This is a genomic window from Vibrio sp. Vb0304 (assembly GCF_033338995.1).
GTDB classification, from domain to species: Bacteria; Pseudomonadota; Gammaproteobacteria; order Enterobacterales; family Vibrionaceae; genus Vibrio; species Vibrio alginolyticus.
Map to the genome: position 1 here is coordinate 315,107 of NZ_JAWOTT010000001.1, position 15,749 is coordinate 330,855.

At 44.8% G+C, this 15,749-nt stretch carries 15 protein-coding genes; 6 read left to right on the forward strand and 9 right to left on the reverse strand.

Annotated features, from left to right (window positions below):
• The first annotated feature begins 8 nt into the window (after nucleotides 1-8).
• Both R7P35_RS01355 and R7P35_RS01360 read left to right on the forward strand, forming a co-directional pair.
• Nucleotides 9-284 (forward strand): GNAT family N-acetyltransferase, encoded by a 276-nt coding sequence (locus tag R7P35_RS01355; protein ID WP_017820514.1) that lies wholly within the window; start codon nucleotides 9-11, stop codon nucleotides 282-284.
• Nucleotides 281-1,258 carry an ecdysteroid 22-kinase family protein gene (locus tag R7P35_RS01360; protein ID WP_253657586.1) on the forward strand — a complete coding sequence of 326 codons (978 nt, stop codon included), beginning with the start codon at nucleotides 281-283 and terminating at the stop codon, nucleotides 1,256-1,258. The genes R7P35_RS01355 and R7P35_RS01360 overlap by 4 nt, the downstream gene beginning before the upstream one ends.
• Before the next feature lie 46 nt (nucleotides 1,259-1,304).
• Here R7P35_RS01360 and R7P35_RS01365 read toward each other — a convergent pair whose 3' ends face one another.
• Nucleotides 1,305-1,805 (reverse strand): GNAT family N-acetyltransferase, encoded by a 501-nt coding sequence (locus R7P35_RS01365; protein WP_149191636.1) that lies wholly within the window; start codon nucleotides 1,803-1,805, stop codon nucleotides 1,305-1,307.
• Nucleotides 1,806-2,200: 395 nt separating this feature from the next.
• On the opposite strand from R7P35_RS01365, the gene napG reads away from it, so the two are divergent.
• The 4 genes from napG (at nucleotide 2,201) to R7P35_RS01385 (ending at nucleotide 5,693) form a co-directional block, all read left to right on the forward strand.
• Nucleotides 2,201-2,971, forward strand: a complete 771-nt coding sequence (gene napG / locus R7P35_RS01370) for a ferredoxin-type protein NapG (protein ID WP_149191635.1) — start codon at nucleotides 2,201-2,203, stop codon at nucleotides 2,969-2,971.
• Complete coding sequence (napH, locus tag R7P35_RS01375; protein ID WP_149191634.1) at nucleotides 2,971-3,825, forward strand: quinol dehydrogenase ferredoxin subunit NapH; 855 nt, start codon at nucleotides 2,971-2,973, stop codon at nucleotides 3,823-3,825. The genes napG and napH overlap by 1 nt, the downstream gene beginning before the upstream one ends.
• 198 nt (nucleotides 3,826-4,023) lie before the next feature.
• Nucleotides 4,024-5,205 (forward strand): MFS transporter, encoded by a 1,182-nt coding sequence (locus tag R7P35_RS01380; RefSeq protein ID WP_005375129.1) that lies wholly within the window; start codon nucleotides 4,024-4,026, stop codon nucleotides 5,203-5,205.
• 206 nt (nucleotides 5,206-5,411) lie between these two features.
• Nucleotides 5,412-5,693 (forward strand): YrhK family protein, encoded by a 282-nt coding sequence (locus R7P35_RS01385; protein ID WP_025768568.1) that lies wholly within the window; start codon nucleotides 5,412-5,414, stop codon nucleotides 5,691-5,693.
• Between the two features lie 122 nt (nucleotides 5,694-5,815).
• Here the strand turns inward: R7P35_RS01385 and R7P35_RS01390 are convergent, their stop codons facing one another.
• From R7P35_RS01390 to R7P35_RS01425, 8 genes are all read right to left on the reverse strand, one after another.
• Nucleotides 5,816-6,655, reverse strand: a complete 840-nt coding sequence (locus tag R7P35_RS01390) for an energy-coupling factor transporter transmembrane component T family protein (RefSeq protein WP_213972890.1) — start codon at nucleotides 6,653-6,655, stop codon at nucleotides 5,816-5,818.
• Complete coding sequence (locus tag R7P35_RS01395) at nucleotides 6,652-8,391, reverse strand: ABC transporter ATP-binding protein (protein ID WP_258458237.1); 1,740 nt, start codon at nucleotides 8,389-8,391, stop codon at nucleotides 6,652-6,654. The genes R7P35_RS01390 and R7P35_RS01395 overlap by 4 nt, the downstream gene beginning before the upstream one ends.
• 6 nt (nucleotides 8,392-8,397) lie before the next feature.
• A complete protein-coding gene (locus tag R7P35_RS01400) occupies nucleotides 8,398-8,946 on the reverse strand; it encodes an ECF-type riboflavin transporter substrate-binding protein (protein WP_005375133.1) in 549 nt (182 codons plus the stop codon).
• 335 nt (nucleotides 8,947-9,281) lie between these two features.
• Nucleotides 9,282-10,412 (reverse strand): HlyD family secretion protein, encoded by a 1,131-nt coding sequence (locus R7P35_RS01405; RefSeq protein WP_005375134.1) that lies wholly within the window; start codon nucleotides 10,410-10,412, stop codon nucleotides 9,282-9,284.
• On the reverse strand, nucleotides 10,412-10,792 hold the full coding sequence (locus R7P35_RS01410) for a DUF3302 domain-containing protein (RefSeq protein WP_064376388.1): 381 nt from the start codon (nucleotides 10,790-10,792) through the stop codon (nucleotides 10,412-10,414). Before R7P35_RS01410 ends, R7P35_RS01405 begins: the two co-directional genes overlap by 1 nt.
• A 243-nt stretch (nucleotides 10,793-11,035) precedes the next feature.
• Nucleotides 11,036-12,619: a GGDEF domain-containing protein gene (locus tag R7P35_RS01415; protein WP_005375136.1), complete on the reverse strand. Its 1,584-nt coding sequence runs from the start codon at nucleotides 12,617-12,619 to the stop codon at nucleotides 11,036-11,038.
• Nucleotides 12,603-14,087 carry a hypothetical protein gene (locus tag R7P35_RS01420; RefSeq protein WP_054729922.1) on the reverse strand — a complete coding sequence of 495 codons (1,485 nt, stop codon included), beginning with the start codon at nucleotides 14,085-14,087 and terminating at the stop codon, nucleotides 12,603-12,605. Before R7P35_RS01420 ends, R7P35_RS01415 begins: the two co-directional genes overlap by 17 nt.
• A 166-nt stretch (nucleotides 14,088-14,253) precedes the next feature.
• Nucleotides 14,254-15,723, reverse strand: a complete 1,470-nt coding sequence (locus R7P35_RS01425) for a hypothetical protein (protein ID WP_005383936.1) — start codon at nucleotides 15,721-15,723, stop codon at nucleotides 14,254-14,256.
• Nucleotides 15,724-15,749: the final 26 nt, after the last annotated feature.

Below are 15,749 nucleotides of genomic sequence, written 5' to 3' on the forward strand. Positions count from 1 at the left end.
AGCAAGATATGCATAAAGTAACTCATGAGACCACGAATAGTACATTCTGGGTTGATTTAGAGCAGGGTTATAAAGCCAAGGTGATTTATCAGCTTAAGGGTAATGTCATGCACATTACATCAACGGTTGTTCCTGAAGCACTGCGAGGTAAGGGGTACGGAAAAGTGATGATGGAAGCGGTGTTGCCAGAAATTGAGTCACTCGGTTATCAAATCAAACCAGTTTGCCCATATGTTATTCACTACATGGAGAAGAACCAAACGTGGTCACATCTGATCGCATGATGAGTAACAACCACCAACGCTACCAAAATATTGGCCAGGAACTCAATCTCGGTAATTACCGCTCTGTAGAAGTCATACAATCGCTATGGGGAGGCTATGGGGAGTTAGTCCGAGTTACTTATTCTACTCGTTCGGTGATCATTAAGCATGTAAAACTCCCTAAGCCTTCAGAGCATCCTAGAGGCTGGAATACGGACCGTTCTCATCAAAGAAAGTTGCACTCTTATCAGGTGGAAGTGAATTGGTATGAGTATTTTTCCGGAGGGGTGGATACTCGCTGCCGAGTACCACAAGGTCTAAAAACGTTCCAATCGGAGAATGAATGGCTCATTGTGATGGAAGATCTCGCCGAGGTGGGCTTTCCAAAAGTCATCACAGATGCACAGCTAAAGCATCTACAAGCCTGCCTCACTTGGTTGGCGAACTTTCATGCGCGATACATCAATGTTCGTTCTGATAAGTTGTGGCATATCGGTACATACTGGCACTTAGCAACCAGACCCGACGAGCTTGAAGCATTGCAAGACACTGAGCTACAAAATGCGGCTCAATTGATTGATCAAACGCTTTCGCAAGCTAAGTTTAAAACACTAGTACACGGTGATGCCAAATTGGCGAACTTCTGTTTTGATGAAGAAGAATCAAACGTTGCTGCGGTTGACTTTCAATACGTTGGATGTGGGTGTGCCATGAAAGATGTGGCACTGTTTATGAGTAGTGCCGTTAAGCCAGAACGTTGTGCAGAGATGGAAGTTTGGGTTTTGGATACGTATTTTGCTCAGTTGCAACACGCGCTAATGGGCTATCAACCGAATCTTGACCCTAATGAAGTCGAGCGTGAATGGCGTCCTTTGTTTGCTGTGGCTTGGGCAGACTTTCAGCGATTTGTGAAAGGTTGGAGTCCCGACCACTGGAAGATCAATCCCTACACAGAAGCATTGACTCGCAGAGCGTTGGCTTACTTACGAAAGTGAGTCGAAGTTTAAAAAGAAAAGCCTCCAATTAGTAGGAGGCTTTGTTTTATCTTTGGCCTGGTCTGATGCGCGCCATGTAATAGGTATTGATGAATTCACCATCACGGAAGGAACCGTCAATCGCTTCACCCTCAATTTTAAATCCATGCTTTTTATAAAGCCCAATGGCGGCGTCGTTATCGGCATTGACCTCTATTTGAATTCTTCTCACATTTAACCAGTTATCTGCTAGTTCAGTGACTGTTTCTATCAGTTTGCTACCAATACCGAGTCCGTGGAAACTATCATGTACTCCGATGCCAAACGATGCCGTGTGCATTGTTCTTGGACGTAGAGAGTGATGAAAGCCAATATTTCCGACGACTTTACCATCTATTTCAGCGACATAGCTATAAACACCATCAGGTATGTTTGACAATCTTTCCACCCACATCGCGAGCGAAGGCTTTGGGAGTTGCAGGGTTTCACGTTGTGCTTTTGGTTGTGAATAGATTTCTACGAGTGCTGCTGCGTCTTCGACGGTCGTTGGACGTACGATAATTTCCATGTCTCTCTCCTTCGCTTTTTAGTTTTAATTTTTAATCTAACCACAGTTTTCTTATTTGGATAGTGTTTTCTTATGTTTAATGGATAAATGCCTTTTAAATTAGCTTGTTATGATGTCATTTTTTGAATTTTTAGTAGTGATTTATCATCGAATTGAGCGAGTAGATTGCAAAGGTGTTGAATTATTGTACTGAGAATGGCGCGTACTGCAGAGTATCGTGGTGAATTTCATGTCGCAGTAAATAAACGCATTTAGTCAAACTGTGACGACGGCACTGTGCGTCAGTTGACTTGAATCAATAGAGAAAGGGGTTACCTCCTATGAGGTATAGGGAAACGACACGTTTAGGGCTATTTATGCTTAACTTGATAAGGGAGTTTTGTTGAGGAAATAGTATGAAATCCTCTCAGTCTAAAATATCGCAAAGTCGGCGCCGATTTTTGCGTGATACAGCTCGAACTGCGGCTGGTGTTGGTGCAGCTGCGTGTGTATTGGGCTTACAATCGCTACAAAGCCAAGCTCGAGAAACCAAAGGTGTGCCTATTCGTCCGCCTGGTGCATTGCCGGAAGGCGATTTCGAATCAACTTGTATTCGATGTGGCTTGTGTGTTCAGGCATGTCCTTACGATACCCTGAAACTTGCGACATTACTTTCACCCGTCGCGACTGGCTCACCTTACTTTACTGCACGCGATATTCCCTGCGAAATGTGCGAAGACATTCCTTGTGTTGTCGCTTGTCCGAGTGGGGCGCTGGATCCGAAACTAACCGATATTGATGATGCTCGAATGGGTACAGCGGTTCTTATTGACCATGAAACTTGCCTTAACTGGCAAGGGTTACGATGCGACGTTTGTTATCGCGTTTGTCCGCTGATTGATGAAGCCATTACGTTAGAGATGGTTCACAACGATCGAACTGGCTATCACGCCAAACTTATCCCTACAGTGAATTCCGAAGTGTGTACCGGATGTGGTAAGTGTGAACAAGCGTGCGTGTTGGATGTCGCTGCTATTAAAGTTGTCCCGACGGATTTGGCGAAAGGCAAAGTGGGCAGCCACTACAATTTTGGTTGGAAAGAGATCGACAAACCACTCGAAAATATCCTCCCTAGTGAGACGCCTGTGCCGGAAGGTGCGCTTGAATCGCTAAAAGGAGGTAAGTAATGGCAAAGAATTTAGCTCAAAATGCTGGCAAAGAAGCGCTTGAAAAGCTTGGTTGGTGGCGCGCGCATCGGTTTTTGATTTTACGTCGGCTATGTCAGTTCACCATCATTGCGCTGTTTATGGCTGGGCCGACGCTGGGAATTCTAACTGGTAATCTGTCATCAAGTATGTTGCTCGATAACGTGCCGTTAAGTGACCCGTTAATTGTGCTTCAAGCTTTGGCGACAGGGCATGTTCCGGAGTTTAATGCGTTGTTAGGCGTAGTGATTGTCGTGGTGTTTTACGCGATTTTGGCGCCGCGCGCATTTTGTGCTTGGGTGTGCCCGTTGAACATCGTGACAGACTTGGCGGCGTGGTTGCGTCGAAAGTTCAACATTAAATCGAGCTATCGTTGGTCTCCCATGATTCGTTATTGGCTGATCCCTGTTTTGATGTTGGGCAGTGCGCTATCTGGCGCGATTCTTTGGACATGGTTAGATCCAGTTGCGGCACTTCATCGCGGGTTGGTGTTTGGTATGGGCGCAGGTTGGGTGCTAATCGCCCTAGTGTTTGTGTTGGATTTACTCTTGGTTGAGCATGGGTGGTGTGGGCACTTATGTCCACTGGGGGCTACCTATGGCGTGATAGGCCGAAAAAGCCTGTTGCGCGTTACTGCTGTTCGGCGCGAAGATTGCACCAAATGCATGGATTGCTTTTACGTTTGCCCAGAACCAGAAGTGCTTCGGCAGCCTTTGAAAGAGGGAGATCGTCGAGTTATGGATCAAAACTGCATTAGCTGTGGTCGTTGTTTGGATGTATGTCCAGAACATGTGTTTGAATTTAAAAATCGCCTATCAGTAAAAGTCATTGATTAAGCCACTGAGCACATTTACTCATGCTTTATTTCTCTTGATACTTGAACATCGCGCTTAGCCAGGAGTTAAGCGCGATGTTTATCTTCATAACAATATTCCTCAGCCATATCTGCTTGCTCTGGGCTTAAAATAATAATGATATTGCGAATTTGTTACATTTAAAGCTATGATGATGCCTTCATATTTAAAGGAAACATCATGACTACCTCATCGCACGGCTGGAGAACGCCGCAAAATTTCCTCCTGTTAATTTCCATTATCGTGCCCATTGCTTTTTCTACCTGGATGGCGTTGTTGAACAACTTTGTTATCGAGAAAGCAAACTTTGATGGTGCAGACATAGGCCTATTGCAAAGTGTGCGCGAAATTCCGGGTTTTTTGGCCTTTACCGCCGTGTTTGTATTGCTGTTTATCCGAGAGCAACGCTTTATGCTCGTCTCTTTGGCGATGCTTACGCTTGGTACGGCATTAACAGGTTATTTTCCCACTTTGTACGGTCTACTTTTTACAACCTTGTTAATGTCCACCGGCTTCCATTACTTTGAAACACTCAAGCAGTCTTTGTCTTTACAATGGCTATCTAAAGAAGAAGCGCCAGAAATGCTGGGTAAGTTTATTTCTGTTGGAGCTTTGGCTTCTCTGTTTACCTACGGCGCCATTTGGGTTTCGCTCGAACAGCTCAAACTTGATTTTAAAACGGTCTATTTAATGGCTGGTGGTTTAGGTTTTGTGCTCATTTTGGTGATGGCATTTGCCTTCCCACAATTTAAGACAAAAGTGCCTCAGAACAAGAAGCTCATCCTGCGTAAACGTTACTGGTTATACTATGCGCTTACGTTTATGAGTGGAGCACGCCGTCAAATTTTTACGGTGTTCGCTGGTTTCTTGATGGTAGAGAAGTTTGGTTACTCCGCCGCAGATATTACGTTGTTGTTCCTGATTAACTATGTCTTTAACTTCTTGTTTGCGAAGCGAATAGGCCGTTTTATCGGCGTTGTTGGTGAGCGCAAAGCGTTGATGTTTGAATACGTCGGTTTGATCTTCGTGTTCGTCGGGTACGGTTTGGTGCAAACGGCAGAGTGGGCGGCAGCATTGTATGTTGTCGATCATTTATTTTTCGCGTTAGCGCTTGCGATTAAAACCTACTTCCAGAAAATTGCCGATCCTGCCGATATGGCGTCGACCGCAGGCGTTGCGTTTACGATTAACCATATTGCTGCAGTTGTAATACCTGTTACGTTTGGTGTCATCTGGCTTGTTTCACCTGCGAGCGTATTTTACATCGGCGCTGGTATGGCAGCAGTGAGCTTGCTGTTGTCACTCAATATTCCAGCGAAGCCGGAAGAAGGCAACGAAACTCGCTTGTTGAAGTGGAGTTAAGTTGGTACTCACTATCTAATCGTTAAAGCGAATACCTGTAATTAGACTCGCTAAAAAGGGTGCTTATGCGCCCTTTTCTTTTTATTGCAAATAGATAATCCCTCCAATGGTTGTCAATGCATGCCACGTCCGTTAGGGTTTAGAACTAAGTATTTCGAAATAACTTGGGCATAACTGACGCGAAACAATAAGAGGGGAGCTATACAGTGCAGATACATGGCAGAGAGTTGGATTTAGATCTAGGAAGCCGTCACATCGTTATTCAGCGCCGCTATGAGGCGTTAGGTGCTGCAAACGACCTACTCATTGCTATTTGGTTTTTAATTGGTAGCTTTTTCTTTTTGAATGATTCGTTGATTGAAAGTGGTACTTGGCTTTTCATCGTGGGCAGTGCGCAGTTGATCATTAAGCCCCTGATAAAACTGATGAGTTTAGTTCATGTTGGTCGTTTGAATAAGCAACTTTCTGGCACATCAGCGAGCCGCTGAAATTACCGCTTCTTTTGAATACTTGCAAGCTAGAAGTCAACAGGCGAGTTATCGAGGGGAAAGACGGAAGATAACGTGGTCACAACACTAACCACGTTATGTTCAGTTTGAAGCTTCAGAATTTAAAACGGATACCAGAACAGTTGTGTGTCCATCACACGCTTGCTGATCGCCGCAATCACTATCACCGCAATCCCCGCCATACAGATCATATCGGCTGTGGTTAGTGGTTTTAAGCTGTACCAAGTGCGAGAGGAGTGACGGCCAAAACCACGTAGCGTCATCGCGTTTGAGATTTGATCGGCTCGGTCTAAACTAGAGAAAATCAGAGGTCCAAGAATCTTCGCGACGTTCTTCATACGAGTGAACAACGGAGCCTTCTTGCTCAGTTCTACTCCTCGTGCTTGTTGCGCGTGCATGATGTTAACAAAGTCCTTTTTCACTTCCGGCAAGTAGCGCAGCGTTAAGCTTACGGCATAGGCGATTTTGTAAGGTACACCCAAGCGGTTCAAGCTGGCTGAAAACTCCGTCGGGTGAGTGGTAAATACAAACACCAACGCGATTGGAAACATGCTGAAGTATTTCAACGTCACTGTTACTAGGTAAAACAACGTCTCTTGAGTGAGCGAGTAATTACCGGGTAACGAGAGTAAAACCGTTGATGAGCCCATGAACTCAGTACCTTGTTGCGGTGCTAACGCGAACATAAACAGGGCATTGATCAGTAATACCGTGCCTGTCCCCAGTAAAAGCGGTTTGTAGACATGAAATGGCACTTTGGTCATTTTCAATAAGCCTAAACCAAGCACGATCAACAGCGCGATGATTCGCAAGTCAAATGTGGTCAACACCACCGTTACCCAAGCAATGAAAAGCAAGAACTTAGTAATGCCATTCAACTTATGAAGTGGCGATTGGGTATCGATGTAGTTGATACCAAACTTCATCTTATTGTCTTTCATGCCACCGCTTTCTCTAGTTGGTTTACGTCGTCGCTTTTTTGTTGGCGGTGCGCTTTTTCTACATTGATAAAGTGCTGCATAAAGCCATTGGTGTCCTCGATACCAACTTTCGTAGCCAACTCAAACAAACTTGTGGTAGTGAGGTTTGCTTGGTTTAGTAGCTCTGGACTGCTGAATACCTGCGTCATTGGTGCATCCGCGACTAATTTACTGTCTGCAATCACGATAGAGCGCGAGGTATATTCCAACACTAAATGCATGTCATGAGAGATGATCATTACGGTTACGCCCAACTCGCGATTGAGCTTTTCGATGAAACTCAGCATAGACGTGTAGTTTCGATAGTCCTGACCTGCCGTCGGTTCATCAAGGATCAGAAGCTCTGGTTCCAAGACCAAAATTGACGCAATGGTTACGCGCTTTTTCTGGCCATAACTCAATGCTTCGATTGGCCAGTGACGGTATTTACTCAAACCGCACAGCTCAAGGACTTCAAGTACTTTAGCTTCGATTTGTTTCTCTTCAACGCCACGATTACGGAGGCCGAAGGCCACTTCGTCGAAAATCATGTGATGGGAAATCATGTGATTCGGGTTTTGCATCACCACGCCCACTTTCTGGCTGCGCTCGAAGATGGTCAGTTCGTTAAGATCTTGACCATTCATACTCATTGAGCCGCTATCCGCTTCAATAACGCCCATAATCAGTCTGGTAATGGTCGATTTACCCGAGCCATTTTTGCCAAGTACAGAGACAAACTCGCCACGCTTGATGTCAAAACTCACGTCTTCTAACGCGTTTTTCTCACCGTCGTAAGAATAGGTGAGGCCACGGACTTCAAGCAAAGTCTCGGCTGGCGTTTTGGGCGGTTGTGCTGTTGAACCATCAAACCATGCTTGTACTGCCGGTTTATATTGCTCCAACGGTAAGTTAGTTAAGCTAGAAGGTTTTGCATCGCCCTCAATCGCGCAGCCTGCTTCTTTCAGTGCTGAAATATAAAGCGGTTCGCGGATGCCGTAATCTTCTAGCAGAGGCGACGCTAAAATTTCATCTGGCGTTGTATCGGCAATGATTTTGCCGCTTTCCATCAAGATAATACGGTCAACTGAGCAATGCAGAACGTCTTCAAGACGATGCTCAATGATCACGATGGTTTTGCCCGTTTCGCGGTGTAGATCATCGATGATCTCGATGGTTTTTTTACCCGTTTTAGGGTCAAGCGCAGCTAGTGGTTCATCAAACAAAAGGATATCGACGTCATCGACGAGAATGCCCGCCAAAGAAACACGCTGTTTCTGCCCGCCAGATAAATCGTGGGGTGAGCGTTCTAGCATCTGTTCCAAGTCGACCATTTTGGCCGTGGCTTTGACCAATGGGTACATGTCGATATTTGAAGTTAGCTGGTTCTCCAGCGCAAATGCAATGTCTTCGCCAATGCTCAAACCGACAAATTGGCTGTCCGTATCTTGCAGTACGGTGCCAACTTGCTCAGTGTATTGGTGCATGTCGAAAGGGGCGGTGTCTTGACCATTGATGGTCAATGTTCCACTGGTTTCCCCTTTGATTGCGTGTGGGATCAGTCCGTTAAGACATTGCCCAAGGGTAGATTTACCACTACCACTTGGACCGATAATGACGATTTTCTCTCCTTTCTCTATCCTTAGATTGATATTTTTTAGCGTCGGTTTGTCCAGCGACTCATATCTAAAAGAGAAGTTAGAAAATTCGATTGTCATTCGACATTAAGCCTCTGTTAAGTTACGGCTTTGCTTGTTACGTTTAGCGACAGATTTAAGAATGAAGAAGCCAACAATAGCAATAAGAATGGTGTTACCGATCGCGATAATAGAAAGCTGGGTAAACACTTTAGTGAACGGTTCTGCGTATAAAATCGTGTCGAGGAATGCAGAGCAACCGTAACCAAATACGTTGCCTAATAGCGCAAGTACTACGAATAACGCGAAGTCTTTCATATTGAAATCACCTTTCTCCAAACGGTAGCGCGTTAGAGAAGGGAATAGACCGATAATCAAACCAACAATACCTGAACCAAGTACCCAAGTGAGCCATACGCCCCAACCTGCAAATAGGTCAGTAACCCAGTGACCAATAAAACCAACCAAGAAGCCAACAAGTGGTCCAAATAGTACTGAGAACAATGCTAATACTGCCATTGCTGGTTTTAGCGTTGTGTTTGCAAACACAGGGATGCCAAACATAGGTAAGCCGCCGATACCGTAAAGAGCAGCACCGATTGCAATAACCACAACAGTTTTAGCGGAAAGATTCATAGATAACCTCAGTTCAATAGTCGATTTTAAAGAACGTTCATTTATATTGTTGGAAAGCGTTAGTTATTTGATTGTGTAACATATATTCAAAACAACCAAGCTGCTTATTGTTTGCTCTATTTTTCTTCAGGAAATGTGTGATTTGATTCACGCATCCCTTTGACTGGCTTTGGTTTTAGCAAGCATTAAAAATAAGGCGCGCATTATACAGAATATTAATAAAAGTGGGAATGCTATCTATCTGGATGGCTAGAATGAATCAGGGGCTGATCGTCAGCCCCTGATTACACGGTTTGATGTTATTTTTACCAATAAATGAATGCGCTATATGTTCATTAATGGTCGAGGTATAAATAGTTCTGCCAGCTCTTCATACGAATAAGCACTTTGCGCATCACTGATACGTGAGTAAAGCTGTCTGAATAAACTGCAACTTCAACCGCAGTACCCATTGGTAGGTGGTATCCACTCAAGTCGTCGGTAATTTTCAGCTTCGCAAAAACACGTCCGCTCGTGCGCAAGGCATCAGTCCCAAGCAGAGCGCCTCGCGCTTGAATTTGGCTTTCACCAATGGCTGGAATCACGTCAATGACTTCGCCACGGAACACTTTGCCCGGAATTGCGCGGAACATAAATTCTGCTTCAAAGCCTGGCTTCAAGCGTTGTAATGAGTTCTGTCTGAATGCCGCGGTGTACGTAATGTCTTCGGTATGTACGAAGGTCATTGCCGGGGCAAGTGGCAACGGCACAGCCATAACACCAGGACGCAAAGCCAATTGCGTAACGTAACCATCGGTTGGCGCACGAACGACGGTTTGCTCTAGGTTAAACTCTGCTTTACGCAGCTCGGCAAGAAGTTGCGCGACTTGGGTATTTTCGCCTCCGATTTCAGAGTCCAGAGCGATTTGCGCTTGTTCTTGTTGCAAAATCGCAACGTCTAACATGGCTTCTGCCGCTTTATACGCTTGGCGTCGAGTATCCAAATCTTGTTCAGTAAACGCGCCACGATCAAAGCCCCTTTGATATCGGCTAAATTCCCTTTGTGCTTTATCTCTGTCCGCTTGTGCTTTCAATACAGCAGCTTCTGCCTCTCTTAGATCAGACTCTAAGCCCAACGCACCTTGGCTTGCTTCTTTAACTTTCGCTTCCAGGCGAGCAACTTCTGCTTCAAAAGGGACAGGATCGATTTTGAAAAGAATATCGCCCGTTTTGAGCGGTTGGTTGGCCTGGACTGGCACTTCCACCACGCGGCCACGCACGCCAGAGACGATAGGCGTAGTCGGGAACACTTGGTTACCCAATTGAGTAAATGGGTGGTTGTAGTTCATAAGCAGCACGAGTGTGCCCACTAACACTACGCCGCCAAGTACGGCGGTTGGAACGGTCCATTTGTTTAGAGGAATATTGAAAATTTTAAAAATGGCAATACAAAGAGCTGCGTAAGTCAGAATCAGCAATAAGTCCATTATTCGTCCTCTTTACTTTGTTCAGGCAAAGGCTTTTGCTGAATCTTTTGTTGTTTCAACATCGATACTTGGTTTTTGAGTTCGTTGACTTCATCGATGAGTTCTTCAAGGCGGTGATGAATGTCGTGTGTTTCTTGTTCTAGTTGTTTAAAACCCCAGCCGCGTTCCTTGCGCCATAATGTTGCCCAGATCCATAAAAATGGCCACAGCGCATGCAAAGTGAAAAGGCTGACCCAGCCAGCGTAGTGAATTGCGTCTTGGTGCGGGTGCTCTCTCTCTTTGGCGATTTCATATGGAATATCATGGATGACAATGATTCCGTAAAAGATCACTAAAGCAACGAAGATGAGTAACCCAAGTGCAAAATAGTCTAGAAACATCTTACCTACCTGTGCGTATTGCGAAATGGAAAATCTACGTAAATTAACAATTTAAGTATTTGTCTTAACTACAGATGAATCAAGCGGTTTTTATGTAGGAATTATGTTTATGCGATGTAAGTATCCACTGATGTTTATTGGCAGCTAAGGTGTTGCTGAGTACTTATTTAAACAAGCAGTGAAGTGATATAGGAAGGATAAGTAAAAAGTATACTAAAGCCCAGGTGTCAACCGGGGCATGGTTTAAAGTTCGGTACAGACTTGGTTTCTGCCATTGGCTTTGGCGCGATAAAGAGCTTTGTCTGCACGATAAAAAGTTCGCTGAGTATTCTCGCCTTCTCGATGCAAGGTAATCCCTATGGATACGGTCAGCCCCCGCTCACCAAGAATATCGTCCCAACCATATTGATAAATCCGTTCACGATAATTCTCGGCATGCATTTCTGCGCGTTCCAGTTGGGTATTCTCAAGGATCACGAGGAACTCTTCACCACCAAATCGTACGCACGATGCGCCTTTAAATCTGAAGTAGGACGCCAGTTCCTGTGACACACTTTTGATCGCTTTGTCGCCCACCAAGTGGCTTAGTTCGTCATTGATGGATTTGAAGTGATCGATATCGATGACCATCAATGCAAATGCAGTATCGTGCAGAAGTAGATCTTTTAGTTTAACTTCTAACCAGCGTCTGTTGTGTAAAGACGTAAGTGGATCGGTAAAGACGTCCTGCTGTAGCTGAGCAACAGTATTTTTATGCTGCTTGGTGGTTTCTTTTAGTTCTTTGTTTTCTAGCTCTGACAAAATGAGTTTGAGTTGTAACTCAAAGCGTGAAAGTCGGCGTAGTTGAGCAGACCCTAACTCACCGATCGGAATATGTTTTACAAGATCAGATTCGATTCTATGCGCTTTTTTTTCACAATTTAATGCTTCTTGATACAACCCTTGAGAGGCGTAAACTTGACTCATCGCGTTATAAAAATGCTGAGTAACGATAGGAGATAGCTGCTTTTGAATCCTTTTACTGATGGAGTCCAACGTTAAATTAGCTAAAGAGGTGTGCCCTACACCGTTTAGACAATACGCAGTCTCAATTTTGACCATCGTAGATAACCAGTATGTCGTGGCACTACCCGTTGTATACTGAACATTCGAAATAGCCAGCAACGCACTGGGGTAGTCTTCTTGCAGACGATGTAATTTGGCTCGGTAGAGGTGAATTTGTGCGGCGAGGTTTTTATCACTGACGAGAATGCTCAGTTCTTCACATTCACTCAATAGCTCTTTGGCGTCTGCGGTACGGTTCAAGCTGATATAACAGGCAAGCATGTACAGCTTGTAACGAAGGCGTAGGGATCGACTGCCAATAGCGTGATCGATAGCATCTATTTTTTGATAATAACGTAATGCACGTTGGTGATCCCCATAGGCATCGCACAAATTACCCATTCCAATAATGGCCAATACGTACTCATCAATATAGCCGTACTCGACGGCGATATTGGTTGAAGCAACATACTCGGTCAATGCCGCATTGTAGTCACCTACTTCAACTAAACGCTCACTCAAGCTTGCTTTCACAGAAAGAATATCTTCCACATCTTCTGGTAAAACAAGCAACTCAAGCGCTTGTTTCAATTCACTAATGCTGTCGTTGAGCTGTTTGATCTCTCTTCGATACTCGGCGCTAATGATATAGCAATGCGCTTTCTCTCGGTTTGTTGACGCAATATGTAACCCTATGTGTTCCCATAGCGTAATCGCTTCTTCACCTGAAACGGAAGAAGGATCGATACCTGCGTCAGTCACCTTGCTAAGCAGTTGTTCCATTCTTCATTACCTCAATATAACTTTCTTCGAGCTGTTCTAACGTGAATGGGAAGGTCAGGATATCTTGCAAATACAGTATCGGTTTAGGGCCTTTGATTCCGCGTCGCTTCCATGGATAGATGTCTAACATCGCTTGGACAGTGCGGTAGACCTCTTCTGCTGCTTGACCTTTTTCTGCAATTAACATTGCTAGCCTGTTACTGGAAATTCTCGAGATGAGGTCGCTAGAGGTTGTCAATGCATGAACGAGCTCGGTACAAACATCGAGAACTTCGGGGTTTGAATGCTGAATCATAATGATGGCGTGGTTAGAGCGTTTGAGCTCCGTTTTAAACAAAACTAACTGTTCCCACCAGTAGGTCTCAGAAACGACATTAGAGAACTGTTTTTCAGGGTCGTATTCGTGTTGAGAGCGAATATGATTGATCAGCTTACGTGCTCGCTGCTCTAGTTGGCGTTTAGAGCCTCTTGCTTTATCCATGCTGATTCGGTGAGTTTGTTCTTTGAGCATTTTGAGTGCGTGCTTACGGTATTTCTTGAACGCGTTAAACGCAGACTCAAAGTCTCCTTGTTCTTCAGCGACTCGTGATTGTTGGAAGCAAATTTGGCTGAGTAGCTCACCGTGGTCGAAACTGAGTGCAGACTCTTCTGCTGCAAGTAGCAACTTGGCAGCGCTGTCTGTATTTTGGCGCAAAAGCTCAAGTCTTGCTCGGCTAATAAAAGAGTGTGCTTTCATCCAAACGAGGTCATGCTCAATGGCGAGCTGGTGGGCTTTTTGGGTGGCTTCTTCGGCCGCATCAAGGCGTTCTAGTCCAAGCAGTGCTAACCCTTTAAAGTCCCAGATCTCGGCTTGCCACGTACTGTCATCATGATCTTTTAATACTTCGGTTGCTCCATCCAGTACCGTAAGCATCTCGACAAACTTATTTAGTAAGTAATAGTCCCAAGCTAATAGGATGCGCGCTTTGCCTTCTAACCAAGCAATACGAACATTGTTTGCCACTTTAACGGCTAACTCATGAGTTGAAGCGGCAAGTTGGTGTTCATTAGTGATGCGCCATACATTACCAAGCCCAATTAGAGATTCGATTTGAATTTCAACATCATCAACAAGAGCAGATTGTTCGAGCGCATTAATCCAATATTGTTGCGCGGAATAATACTTTGCTTGGCCCCAATATTGGAGTGCAAAAAGATGGAGAATTTCCGGGAGATGATCGTCGGTTTCAAGCTGTGTTTGTTTGCTGTAAGCGTCTTTGACGAGTTTTAAGCCTTGTCGGTAATCCATTAGGCACCAACAGCATTGCGCCATGATGAGTAAGGCTTTGATCTCTCCGTCCACAAATAAAATTTGTTCCGCGCGGATACGATATTGCTGCGCAACATTAAAGGTATGTTTAGGGGCCGATTTTATTTGGCCTTTAAGCTTAGTGAGATCATCTTCTAGCTGAATTTGGTTTTTATCCAACGTTCACATCCATGACTATCGAACTGGAAATCACACCTAATATTAAGTGGTTAGATGCATGTTTCTTTACCAAAGCGATGCGGATAACGTTTTGGTAAACGATCAGGGGCCGTAATGTATACCGTTACAACCCCTAATTACTACATCTAAATTACCAATAGAATAGCTACGATAGGAGCTGTTTGATTGTCAAAGGTGCATCAGAGACTTCCAACCTTTGTGCAGCGGTAAGACCTTGTTTATCCTGATAGCACAAATTATGCCAAGCTCTGAATATATCTAAAAGAGGTAAAATACCAGCAGGTCGTAATTTGCGACGTGGCTCGTTAATGAAGCTTTCGAAAAGAATCTGAAAGCGGTTTTGATAAAACTTCACATGACGAGTTGTCGCAACGTTAAACCATTTTTCAGGCTCATTTTGATCGCCAGCGAGGTAGCAAATGCCTTTGTGGTTTTCGTTTTGACTAGAGATTGCCCAGCGATCGCGCCACCAACTCATATAGGCGATATCGACTTTGCCAAAGGGAGTACTCATGTCCCAACTAGCGTCCTCTTCTACGTACATCAAGTCGACACTTTTCTCTTTAATACGAGGTAAACAAACGCTCAGTGCAGCTGAACGTAGTAGGGGATCTTGAGGCATGTATAGAGATACACGTTTGTTTGGGCAGCACATATCAAGTACGTGTAAATAGTGTGCATACGAGGTGTATGGCGGACGGACTAATGCCCCTTTTGAAGGGTAATGAAATACAGATAGATTACCAAGAGGGTCTTCTACGTTACCGCGAGCCAAAATTGTTTGGTATTTTTGGTCAATTCGCTCTCTCAGGTGATGAGAAGGTTCCGCAAGCGGCTCACTTGCTTCCGCTACGTACTCCTGGGAAACAAAACGAGACACCTCATCGTAAGGGTTATGATCGAGAGTTGCGATTGGCTCTTCATCAGCGGAATAATTGACGTGCTGGCAAAGAATATAGCCAGAATGCGCTTCGCCAGAAACAATCCAATACACACCATTATTGCTGTTCGGTTGCAATGCAATATAGTTTGAGGCCAATTCATAATGCGTTGCGTGGTTTACCCAGCGCGCATCAATGGTTGCCAGCTTGCGGCGGCAGCGGCTAGCTATATGGTCAACATGATCGTAAAAGGTTTTTGGGTTAATACTAAGCTTGCGGCAGATTTCTCGTACGGAATATCCCGTAAACAATAAACCCATCAAGTTCTCTTGAAATTGAAGCTTCTTGTTGGCACCAGACCACTTGTCGACAAAGGTACTTTGACACACTTTACAGCGGTAACGTTGGCGATCGCCACTGTAACCGAAAGCGTGATAGAGGTGTTTGTGAGTGTGGACAGAAAGTCCAAAGTTGTCGCAATCATCATTACGGCAAGCAGGCAACCCGTCACTGTGGACGTGCCGCAGGCGATGAAGTTCGTTCACGACATCGCGATTATTAAGTAAGGGGGGGAAAGCTCCACATTCACGGCATACCATCGCCGGACGCTTAGGGTTCGCATGTTGCAGAACGTAACGCTTTGCATCACTCAATCCAAAGTTGTCACACGCCAATGTTTTACAAAAGTTGAGTTGTAACCCATCTGCGTCTTTTGGCAGTTCGCCGTTAGACACAATCGCCCCCTCGGGATAATTCGGGC